Origin of the sequence: Ignavibacterium sp. (assembly GCF_025998815.1) — a bacterium.
Lineage (GTDB): Bacteria > Bacteroidota > Ignavibacteria > Ignavibacteriales > Ignavibacteriaceae > Ignavibacterium.
On record NZ_AP026678.1, the window covers coordinates 923,396 to 935,277 of the forward strand.

Below are 11,882 nucleotides of genomic sequence, written 5' to 3' on the forward strand. Positions count from 1 at the left end.
TAAAAAAATATAGTTGAGGTGAAGCTATGCACAAAAAAAACAATCTGTTCGTTTTTATTCTTCTGTTGTTTTCAATCAGTATATCAACTGCATTCTCACAGCAGTTAAAGCTGATTGTATCAAATATAAGTTTTGAGTCTTCAAACTCTCTGACATTTGATGTTTATATTCAGAACACAGGAGCAACAAGTGTTACATATAGCAATGCAGCATTTGTGTGGAATTATGATCCTGCATTTCTTAATGGTGGTAATGCTTTGTTCTCGCTTATTACAGATTATTCTGACTTCCCTTCCACCGCACTGCCACCTTCTGCTTTGCTCACCGGAAGTAATATTATCAGGACATCTTCAAATCTTCCCGGTGCAAACGGAACAATTCTTCCTGGAGAAGGAAAAAGAATTTCCCGTTTCAGATTTCAAACTACGGCAAGTTCATTTACTGGAAGCTATTTTAATCTGACCTGGAAAAATTCTATTACACCTTATACACGAGTTTATAGTTGGAATAATATAACAGGTTTACCGGAAGAAGTATTAAGTTTAGATTTTTCTGTTGAACAACTATTTTTTGAAGAAAACTTTAGCTATTCAACTGGACAATTGACAACGGTTAGTGGGGGCAACTGGATTAATTTTTCAGGAACAGCTAATTTTATTCAAGTTGTTGATAGTAGCTTATCTTACACAGGATATTTATCATCAGGAATAGGAAATAAAATCAATATTATAAATACTAGTAGTTCAGCTGAAGATGCCTATAGACAGTTCCCTGCTGACACAACAACAATTTTATCGGCTTTTCTTGTCAATATTACAAATACAACAGGTTTATTAGCAAACAATTCTACTACAGGAGATTATTTTGTAACTTATTTACCTAGTACTTCAACCACTACACTTAATGGAAGAGTATCAATCAGAGCCGGCTCAATTCCCAATACTTTTAATTTAGGAATTAGAGCCAGTTCAAGCAATACTGTCGCTGTATGGTATCCAAATGATTTAAGTATTGGTACAACATATTTGGTTGTTTTAAGTTATCAGATAGTTCCTGGTTCAGCTAATGATATAGCATCTTTATGGATAAATCCGCCAGTTGATGGAACACAACCTTCACCTGATTTAACACAAGTTGCTGCGGTTGATTTATCTCAAATTGCCAGATTTGCAATCCGTCAAGGTAACAATACCCCCAATGCAAGCATAGATGGAATTCGCGTTGCACATTTTTGGAATGAAATTTTCCCAATTTCCGGTCAGCCATTATTAACTGCAAATCCAACTACTCTATCTAACTTTAATTATATTGTTGGTGGTGGTCCATCAACATCGCAAAGTTATAATTTAAGTGGTTCGGATTTGAATCCTCCTTCCGGGAATATCACAGTTACAGCACCAACTAATTATGAAATATCCTTGAACAACTCAACATTTTCAAATTCATTACTTGTCCCATACAGTGGTGGTTCACTTGCTTCTACACCCATATATGTCAGACTTAAGGCCGGTCTTACCGGAGGATTATATAATGGTGAAGTGATAATAAATTCCGGAGGTGGTGCAAGCGATGCTATAGTTTCTTGTAATGGCTTTGTTATAAAACCTGAACCCACAAATCATGTTTCTAATTTTGGCGGCTCGCTAGGTAATCCGGGGTATTATTATATAAATCTCAATTGGATTGATGCAACAGGTGGAACTTCACCGGATGGTTATTTAATCCGGGCAAGTTCAATTGCATTTGATTCTATTCCAAATCCTGTTGATGGTGTTCCGGTGAATAATTCAACTTTCAATCAGAATGTTGCACAAGGACTTCAAACAGCAACTTTTGGAATGAATGGTGGAACAACATATTACTTTAAAATATTTCCATACACGAATTCTGGTACTTTAATAGATTACAAAACAGATGGTTCAGTACCACAATTCAGTATTACAACAGATAATTTGCCCTCTCTTCCAATAATTGAAAACTTTAGCTATTCTGTCGGTACTACACTTAATCAAAACGGCTGGGTTACTCACAGTGGAGCTGGTTTAAATCCCGTTACAGTTGTTGATACGAACCTTTCTTACACTGGCTATCAGTATTCAAATATTGGCAAAGCTGTTTATCTAACAAATACTGGTGAAGATGTTAATCGAGCATTCGAAACTACAACTACAGGAAGTTTGTACGCTTCATTCTTAGTAAGTGTTGACTCTGCTCAAAATGCTGGTGATTATTTCTTACACTTTGGACCAGAAAATACAACCACCACTTTTCTTGGTAAAGTATTTGCAAAGAGAGATAGCTTAAATGGAAATCTCGCTTTTGGCGTTGCAAAGAGAAATAATAGTGAAGCAGTCTATACTTCACCAATTTATTCAATAGGTACAACTTATCTTGTTGTAGTAAAATATGAGTTTTATGATGGTGGTACATCCAATGATACAGTTAAACTTTGGATCAATCCAGTTCTCGATGGGAATGAACCAACACCGGATTTAACAGTTGGTGATGCTGGAAACGATGCAACTTCTTTAGCTATGGTTGCATTGAGACAAGGTTCTACAAGTACGTCTCCAAAACTTTATATTGATGGAATTAGAGTTGCAAATTCATGGATTCCTTCATCATCACAAACTACTTTCCAACTAACAGTTAATGTATCAAATGGCTGGAATATGGTTTCTGTTCCGGGTCAACATCCTGTTGATCAGAATGTTACTACCTGGTGGTCTGGTAAAGACCCTGCTGCAAATGTATTTAAGTTCCAGGGTGCTTATCAGTCTGTCACAACTGTTCAGCCCGGTCTCGGTTACTGGATGAAACATCTCGGTGCTAATACTTACAACACAGGTGATGAATGGCCTGCTGGCGGTATCAATATCGTTCCTCACGATCCTCTTACTGCTGCTGCTGGTTGGAACCTTATCGGTGGTTATGAGTTCTTAGCTCCTACTGCGGCTCTTACTACTACACCATCTGGACTTATCTCCGGATTTGTCTATGGCTACACACCTGGCACTGGTTATCAGGTTGCATCTGACCTTGTGCCTGGTTACGGCTACTGGGTTAAACTTACTGCTGCAGGTCTGATTAATGTTAATCCTGGTCCTAAAGCCAACTTCAAACTATCTGACTTTATCCCTGATGACTTCGGTAAGATTATCATTACTGATAATGCAGGTAAGTCTTATACTCTCTATGTTGCTCAGGGTAAACAAGCTCAGAAGACTTCACTTGATTTATTCGAACTTCCTCCTGTGCCATTTACAGATATGTTTGATGTAAGATACACTTCGGGAAGATTTGTTGAAGATTTGGGCAGTGCAATCAAGACCATTCAGATGCAGGGAGTTGAATATCCTGTAAGAGTAAGAGTAGAAGGAATGATGCTTAGGATAACAGATGAGACAGGAAAAGCAATAAATGAGAGAGTTAAGTCAGGCGAAGAGATAACTATCAGCAACTCACAGATAAGCAAGTTGAATGTGATGAGTGATATAATACCTGATAAGTATTCACTTGAACAGAACTACCCGAATCCATTCAACCCAACGACAACGATAGAGTTCTCGTTGCCGGAGGATGTAGAGAATGTAAGATTGACGATATACAATGCATTGGGAGAAAAGGTAGCAGAGTTAATAAGCGGAAAGATGGAAGCAGGCAGATACAGATATCAGTGGAATGCTGGAAATGTTGCTACAGGATTGTATATCTATGAACTTAAGACAAACAAATTTTCTTCTGTTAAGAAGATGATGTTGTTGAAGTAAAATTTTTAATTACCGAGGGGATATTAAGAATATCTCCTCTTAATTCTTACTTATCAAAATAAATTAACAATATATAGGAGGCCCATATGAAAAGAAACAAATTCTTTTTTTCTTTTTTCCTCTTAATGCTGTTGTTGCTTTCAATTAATCTCTACTCCCAAAATGCAGAAGTTGTTGAAACTCAAATAACTTCTGAAAAACCAAATAAAACCTCATTAAATATTTCTCCTCAAATACCAAGTCGTTACCCTGAGCTTCTGGAGTTATATGATAATGGTCCATTTGTAACAAACCCTGGTGGCGGTCCAGGTGGTTCTGATGGAAGTGTATTGCAAAATACAACACTTGGGCTGAATACTTTAGGATTTGGTTGGGCTAAATCTTCTTCAATATTTATTGCAGATAATTTTACTGTTCCCGATGGTGCAAATTGGAATATTGATTCAATCAGATTTTTTGGTTATCAGACTGGTTCTTCCACTACCTCTACTTTCACGGGATTATATATTTCTATTTACAGAGGAAATCCTGCTTATGGGTTAACTCCTGTTTATGGAGATACAACAACAAACAAATTATTGAGAACTTATTGGACAGGTTCATATAGATATGCAGAAAACAATGTGGGAACTACTAGACCAATTATGGCTGTGGTTGCATCAACGACTGGATTAAACCTACCATCTGGAGAATATTGGATAATGGTCAGTGCAACAGGCTCTCTTTCTTCAGGTCCGTGGATGCCTCCAATCTCGATAATTGGAGAACCTAATACGGGTGACGCATTACAACAAATTTCCGGAAGTTGGCAGGAATTGATTGATAATGGAATTTATACTAATCAGGGAATACCGTTCAAAATATTTGGAAACTCGATTGCTCCAACCGGACCAGGTGCTGCAAAAAATCCTTCGCCTTTTGATGGAAGCGTAATTGCATCATATCCAAATGTAACTTTGACCTGGACAAATCCAACTGAAGCAACTTCTAATCAGGTTTGGTTTGGTCCACATCCGGATAGTTTATCTCTTATTCACTCTGGATCACTAGTTAGTTCAAAATTAGTCACTTCACTACAACCTTATAAAGTATATTTCTGGAGAGTTGATGAAGTAGGTACTGAAGGAACTACACAAGGAACGCTATGGGCTTTTAGAACAATAGCTGAACCTCAGTTATTACCTTTTAACCAGAATTTTGATGCTGCTTTCTTTCCACCTACTTACTGGACCAGCTTGAGAGGAAGCAATAGTAATCAATGGTTAAGATTTACAGGTACTGGTGTTCCTTATGCAGGTGTAGGTGCTATGGTGTATCCTTTTAATCCTGTCTATAATGCGGATGCGTGGATGATAACACCTGGATTTAATCTAACAGCAGGAATTAACTATACAGTAAAATTCTATCAGAAAGTTCAGAATGCAGGTTTTCCTGAAAAACTCAAAATAACAGTTGGTAATTTCCCCAATATATCGAATCAAACAACAGTATTGTGGAGCGACACGAATCTGACTAATACAACTTATACTGAAAGATTAGTTTCATTCACACCTAATTTAAGTGGTACATATTATTTTGGATTCAATTGTTTTTCCGATGCAGATCGATTTTATTTGTATATAGATGAAGTATCAATTTATGAAACTCCAAATAACGACCTTGGAACAGTTAACCTGTATGAATCTCTTGGTGTGATGAAAGAACAGATTGTTAATAATACCTTAAGTCGAGAAATTTATGAAAAATCTATAGACCCAACTGACGGTACCAGTTCTGGAAACATAGGAATTACTCTAGTTCAAAAAATTGATTCAGACTTTTCAGAAGTGACACCACCAGTATTTAAAGTGGTTGTTAAGAATTTTGGAAATGTAACTGAGAATAGTTATCAGGTTGGTTGGGCTGTTGATGGTACAAATCAATCTCCTGTTTCTAACACACAACCATTAGCACCAGCTCAAACAGATACATTAACTTTAACTTGGAATACTGCAACAGCCGGATTACATACAATAAAGGCGTGGACAATTCTAGCAGGTGACGGTAACCCGTTTAATGACACTTCAAATGTTTATTCTTTTTATGTGGCTCCCGATAATTCTGTTTTTCTGGAACGATTTGAAGGTAATGTTCCACCAGCAGGTTGGGATACAGTAAATGTTGATGGCGGTGGTACAACATTATGGTTTAAGGGAAATCCCACTATTTTTCCGTCATTAGAAGGTAACGGTTATGCCGGCTCAAACTTCCAGGGAGCAAATGGATTCTACATCGACCAGTGGTTGATTACGCCAAATGTAGGAAGCTCAATAACTGAAGCTACTGACTCACTGATTTTCTGGGTAAGATCACCTGATGGTTCAATCTGGCCTGACTCTATCCAAATTCTCGTATCAACCACAGGTAATAATATCGGCGATTTCACCACAATTCTTGATTACATTGAAGTGCCTACAACTGGCTGGACAAGATATTCATATGTATTACCAAATTCACCTAACAGATACATTGCATTCAGATATTTAATCTATGACGGTGGTGAATTTGGAAACAACTCTAACTATATTGGATTGGACTTGGTTGAAATTCTTCGTTACTCTTCATCAACTACTTTCCAACTAACAGTTAATGTATCAAATGGCTGGAATATGGTTTCTGTTCCTGGTGAACATCCTGTTGATCAGAATGTTACTACCTGGTGGTCTGGTAAAGACCCTGCTGCTAATGTATTTAAGTTCCAGGGTGCTTATCAACCTGTCACAACTGTTCAGCCCGGTCTCGGTTACTGGATGAAACATCTCGGTGCTAATACTTACAACACAGGTGATGAATGGCCTGCTGGCGGTATCAATATCGTTCCTCACGATCCTATTGCTGGTTCTGCTGGTTGGAACCTTATCGGTGGTTATGAGTTCTTAGCTCCTACTGCGGCTCTTACTACTACACCATCCGGACTTATCTCTGGATTTGTCTATGGTTACACTCCTGGCACTGGTTATCAGGTTGCATCTGACCTTGTGCCTGGCTATGGCTACTGGGTTAAACTTACTGCTGCTGGTCAGATTAATGTTAATCCTGGTCCTAAAGCCAACTTCAAACTATCTGACTTTATCCCTGATGACTTCGGTAAGATTATCATTACTGATAATGCAGGTAAGTCTTATACTCTCTATGTTGCTCAGGGTAAACAGGCTCAGAAGACTTCTCTTGATTTATTCGAACTTCCTCCTGTGCCATTTACAGATATGTTCGATGTAAGATACACATCGGGAAGATTTGTTGAAGATTTGGGCAGTGCAATGAAGACAATACAGATGCAGGGAGTTGAATATCCTGTAAGAGTAAGAGTAGAAGGAATGATGCTTAGGATAACAGATGAGACAGGAAAAGCAATAAATGAGAGAGTTAAGTCAGGCGAAGAGATAACAATCAGCAACTCACAGATAAGCAAGTTGAATGTGATGAGTGATATTATTCCTGATAAATATTCACTTGAACAGAACTACCCGAATCCATTCAACCCAACGACAACGATAGAGTTCTCGTTGCCGGAGGATGTAGAGAATGTAAGATTGACGATATACAATGCATTGGGAGAGAAGGTAGCAGAGTTAGTAAACGGAAAGATGGAGGCAGGCAGATACAGATATCAGTGGAATGCTGGAAATGTTGCTACAGGATTGTATATCTATGAACTTAAGACTAACAAATTCTCTTCTGTTAAGAAGATGATGTTGTTGAAGTAAGAATTGAATAAATATTAAAAAAGCCCCGATTTAAGCGGGGCTTTTTTATTTGCGGAAAGGGAGGGATTCGAACCCTCGGTCCCGAATATTCGGGACAACGGTTTTCGAGACCGCCCCGTTCAACCGCTCCGGCACCTTTCCAAAAGTACAATGCAAAGTTAAAGAATTTTGATTTGATGAAGAATTGATTCTTTTGATAGCTGAAGTTGAAGTGATATATTTGAAAACAATTTTTGAAAATTTGTTCTTAATAACTCGGAGAGATGCAGGAGTGGTTGAACTGGCACGCCTGGAGAGCGTGTGTACCTCTAAAGGGTACCGTGGGTTCGAATCCCACTCTCTCCGCTCAATATTTTCTAATTTTTTAACAAAAAAGCCGTCACTTCTGCGACGGCTTTTTTAATTTGGTTAAATTCAATTCTAATAATTTCTTTCCTGTCCAAATATGTTTAGCAAACCGTTTATGTGTTTCGTAGGATCAGAAATTACCCAATTACCATTTACTAAATCAACAACACCTGAATGACAAGAATTACAGGTACTAACATTCGGATGAGTCCCACCCTGTGCTGATGTTTTTGGTAATGGATCTCCTGTTGCTACATCACCGTGACAGCTTCCACATTTAGCTCCATTGGAACCAGCAGTGAAACTAACATTATTTTCAGTATTACCATTTTTAAAGTAACCGTGACAATAGGTATTCCCACAAGTCTGATTTGTTTTATTGTATGTTGGATTAGGAGTGAAAAGTGAAAGCGAGTTATCATAATCTTGAGTAGTCGGTTCATTTGTCTCGGTTAATGCTATCGAACTAAAATTAATTTCTGCACCTTTGAAATCATCAATATGTCCAACAGATTTAAATTCTGCCGGAATGATATGACAAGCAATGCATTCCACTACTTTGCCATTAGAATTAGTGTATAAATGTTTATAATGTGCTCCCTTGTTAGGTGCAATTATATTTGGATTATTAAATACACCGTGACAAGTGTTGCAAGCTTCTGGCCCACCTGGTTGATTATGACAACTTAAACAACTGGCACCTGTAATTCCACCGCTGTAGTCAGCAGCGTGACAATTTTGACACTCATTCAATTTCCAATTAATATTTTGTATCAAAACACCATGGAAATTTGGAGATTTGGGATTAATAATTCCTTCCGGATGTACACCAACTTCTGGAGCTGGTTGAACATCAACTCTCATATCACTGCAAGATATAAATGCAAGAGTTAATGTTAATGATACTAATAATAAAATTATTCTTGTTTTCATATTATAACCCGTGACAATAGTTACAAAAACCAGCTGTTTTCTGAGATGAAGGCGAGGCACTCGTATGACAATTATAGCAAACAGAACCTTCGCTATCGTGCCAATCACCTTTTTCATTTTTCATAAATCCTCTCGCATGCGTTTTCGGATTTGTTCCCTTAATTCCGTCACTATCAAGATGACAGGTAATGCAAGTTGGATCGGAGCCATTAACATCGTGACAAGAGGTGCAACGTTCAATATCTCTTCTCGCAAGAATTGCGTGTTCCCCACCTCCGGTGCCGACACCAATTGTAAAGAAGTTTGGTTTCAAATGACTCGCGGGAATTATTCCACTAACCGCAAAATCAGTATTCTCGGCAGCATGACAATTTGCACAGAAAGTTTCAACCTGATGGCAGGATTGACATTCCGCTGTCTTTCCTTTGGACTCCATTCCGTGTGTAAATCTGTAGTTTAAATCATGGACTCTTCTTATTGCCTGAAGTTTTGTACCATCAGTAAAATTGCTTGGATAATATGGCTGATAGAAATCATTATTAAGATTAACTTCTGTTATGACATTTGTGGCAACATGACAATCATTACAACTTTGATTATCGTGGCACATAACACAATTTGCATCAACAGCATTTGCCATAAATTTATGGTTACGGGTAAAATTAGCAACTTTGTGATTCTGTGGTAATAAATTAGCGGTGGATATATGGCACGATTCACAAGCATTTGATGCTACTGATTTATCATTATGACAACTATAACAATTTTCCATGGGAGGATTAACACCAACTGCCTGCCAACTGTAATCAACTTCTTTTAAGCCCTGGTGGCAGGATTCACAATTCATCTGTGTGTTGTTTAAATGAAAACTATGATCAAAAATTAATTCAGATTTTTTCCGAACCAGCGGTTCATAAACATCATTAATATGACAAGTTTTACATTCCTCTTCGTTATCAACGCTGTGGCAGGTGGAACAATTATCATGATTAGGGAGTTGAAGTGTCTTTAACGATGTACTTTCAACAACTGCACTATGACAGGTTTGACAATCAACTAATTCAGAATGAAGTGAATGAGAGAATTTTATTTTTCCTTCATTGGGATTTTCGGTTTCAGATGTTCCTTTTTGAAATGCAGCAATTAATAAGAACATAATTACTGCAACTGATAAGAAACTATATGTATATTTAATTTTCTTCATAACTTCTCTACAGATTTAGATTAAACCAATGATTTAACTTGAACAGTAATCTGAAATCATCTTTATAGATTTTGTTATCCATATACTGTCCCTGTATATCGAACGACAGTTTTCTGAATGGTCTCAGATTCATACCAACAAGTATAGATGTAATAGAATTTTCTTCAGCATCAGGAGAAAGTTTATATGTTGTGTACGAAAATCCAGCTGAAGGTGTTATTAATCCATCGGCTAATGTGTATGCTGAATAACCTGATATAGCATCCATCTGACCAGCGTATCCAAAAGTCTTTTTATAATTAAATGTTCCTACACTTGTAGCTAAACCAATTCCAACTCTTGAAGCATTATCATCCTTGTAGTTAACAATTCCTAGTTGACCAAGTACTGTAAAGTTTTCATTGATTCTGATATCAGCACCCATTTCAATTTCTTCAGTGTTACCATAATCGAAGACACTGAAAATAGAATTGTATCGTATCTTGGGTTCTCTGAAGCTGTAGTAGAAGTTCAAACCAAGATCTTTTATTTCCTCGTATCGCCCATCAAATTCAATTTTGGAAGTCTCCTTAAAATTCAAATCATATTCGTAATTAACATCGATTGAGAATTTTTCTGGCAAATAATAAGAAGCTTCACCAATTATAAATTGATATTGGTTTGACTTATTTTGAATTAATACTTCTATCGGGTTCAGATCCGGATCAAGGCGGATTGCTTTGTAATCAAGAGGTTTGAAGTTTTTATTTACATAACCAACTCCAAGTTGCAGATTCCTGATTATGGTAGTTGAAAGCTTCCCACCAGCAATATAATTATCTGAAAAATTTTCAATCAATTCAAGTTTCTGATATGCAGGAACATTACCACCATAAAAGCCGCTAAGCTGAAAATCAGCTTTGCGAAGTGAAAGAGAGACACCATCCATCAGTCCTCCAACAACACTATTGATAATTGGTTGGCGGCCTAACTTTAGAGTACCGATATTGAAAATATTTCTTGCTTCAAGATAAAGATTATAAAATCTGAGCCGAGGATCATCTTTAATATCCTGAGCAAAATCATTTTCAAAATTCAGATATGAGCGGATGGAAACATCTCCGTAGTTGAGATTTAGATTCAACATCTGATATGCCCTTAAGTGATTTTTGGACACATCTGCTGAATCAAATCTTTCAAAGCTGTAAAGCGATGATGAGAATCTTCCATTGATATTCTGTGGAAATAAAACTCCGCAGAATATCAACAGAAAGAAAATCAGCAGTTGTTTCATAGATGCATTCTTTCTTAGTTAGTTTTTTGGAACATTATGTTTGATTTTTTCCCACGATTCTTCAAACTCAAATCCGGTATATGTTGGACTTTCTGCATTATGACATCCAATACAGAATTTTTCTTTTTCTTCATGGACAATTAATCCATTCTTAATAGCTAATGCTTTATCTTTCATAACTTTCATATCTTTGTAAGCAGAACCAGGTCCGTGGCAGGTTTCGCACTGAACTCCATCTTCAACTTTAAATTTATTGCCAAGCATTGCTTTATCAAGGTTATAACCAGTTGCGTGACACTTAAGGCAGTCCTCTGTTTCAATAGCAGGAGTTGTAAATCCTTTTTCTTTGGCAATCTGGTTAGCTTTGTCTGTCTTCAAAGTTTCATAAGCTTTGGAATGTTTGCTGTTTTTCCAAATACTTAACTGACTTCCCTGCTTTTCAGTTTTATGGCACATAACACATTGATCTACCCCAACATAGGTGAAGTTGTTTTGTGAGAATAAGTCGGGGCTAATAAATAGAAATGTTATAAGGAAGATTACCAGGTGTCTCATAGAACCTCCTAAGAAGTTTATTATTTCCTCTTGTAAAATCAGAATTTTTTTTA

The 11,882-nt window shown here is 37.1% G+C and carries 6 protein-coding genes and 2 tRNA genes; 3 read left to right on the top strand and 5 right to left on the bottom strand.

From position 1 onward, the window contains the following. Positions 1-26: 26 nt before the first annotated feature. Positions 27-3,770: a T9SS type A sorting domain-containing protein gene (locus Q0X14_RS03915; protein ID WP_297842701.1), complete on the top strand. Its 3,744-nt coding sequence runs from the start codon at positions 27-29 to the stop codon at positions 3,768-3,770. A gap of 86 nt (positions 3,771-3,856) precedes the next feature. After that, positions 3,857-7,516, top strand: a complete 3,660-nt coding sequence (locus Q0X14_RS03920) for a choice-of-anchor J domain-containing protein (protein ID WP_297842703.1) — start codon at positions 3,857-3,859, stop codon at positions 7,514-7,516. Positions 7,517-7,568: 52 nt separating this feature from the next. Here the strand turns inward: Q0X14_RS03920 and Q0X14_RS03925 are convergent. Then, a tRNA-Ser gene (locus Q0X14_RS03925) sits at positions 7,569-7,657 on the bottom strand. 116 nt (positions 7,658-7,773) lie between these two features. Here Q0X14_RS03925 and Q0X14_RS03930 point away from each other — a divergent pair. Next, a tRNA-Ser gene (locus Q0X14_RS03930) sits at positions 7,774-7,861 on the top strand. A gap of 75 nt (positions 7,862-7,936) precedes the next feature. Here the strand turns inward: Q0X14_RS03930 and Q0X14_RS03935 are convergent. From Q0X14_RS03935 to Q0X14_RS03950, 4 genes are read right to left on the bottom strand one after another with little or no spacing between them, the layout of a single operon-like run. Beyond that, a complete protein-coding gene (locus Q0X14_RS03935; protein WP_297842706.1) occupies positions 7,937-8,797 on the bottom strand; it encodes a hypothetical protein in 861 nt (286 codons plus the stop codon). 1 nt (position 8,798) lies between these two features. Then, positions 8,799-10,001, bottom strand: coding sequence for a cytochrome c3 family protein (locus Q0X14_RS03940; RefSeq protein ID WP_297842709.1), 1,203 nt, complete (start codon positions 9,999-10,001; stop codon positions 8,799-8,801). A 7-nt stretch (positions 10,002-10,008) separates the two neighbouring features. Then, the gene (locus Q0X14_RS03945; RefSeq protein ID WP_297842712.1) at positions 10,009-11,274 is read right to left on the bottom strand and encodes a hypothetical protein; all 1,266 of its coding nucleotides are present in this window, start codon (positions 11,272-11,274) and stop codon (positions 10,009-10,011) included. 18 nt (positions 11,275-11,292) lie between these two features. Further along, on the bottom strand, positions 11,293-11,829 hold the full coding sequence (locus Q0X14_RS03950) for a cytochrome c family protein (protein WP_297842715.1): 537 nt from the start codon (positions 11,827-11,829) through the stop codon (positions 11,293-11,295). Positions 11,830-11,882: the final 53 nt, after the last annotated feature.

What these genes read in the sequence shown, in the direction of transcription:
- Q0X14_RS03945 (WP_297842712.1), bottom strand. Translation starts at nt 11,274, where the DNA reads ATGAAACAACTGCTGATTTTCTTTCTGTTGATATTCTGCGGAGTTTTA.
- Q0X14_RS03920 (WP_297842703.1), top strand. Translation starts at nt 3,857, where the DNA reads ATGAAAAGAAACAAATTCTTTTTTTCTTTTTTCCTCTTAATGCTGTTG.
- Q0X14_RS03935 (WP_297842706.1), bottom strand. Translation starts at nt 8,797, where the DNA reads ATGAAAACAAGAATAATTTTATTATTAGTATCATTAACATTAACTCTT.
- Q0X14_RS03915 (WP_297842701.1), top strand. Translation starts at nt 27, where the DNA reads ATGCACAAAAAAAACAATCTGTTCGTTTTTATTCTTCTGTTGTTTTCA.
- Q0X14_RS03940 (WP_297842709.1), bottom strand. Translation starts at nt 10,001, where the DNA reads ATGAAGAAAATTAAATATACATATAGTTTCTTATCAGTTGCAGTAATT.
- Q0X14_RS03950 (WP_297842715.1), bottom strand. Translation starts at nt 11,829, where the DNA reads ATGAGACACCTGGTAATCTTCCTTATAACATTTCTATTTATTAGCCCC.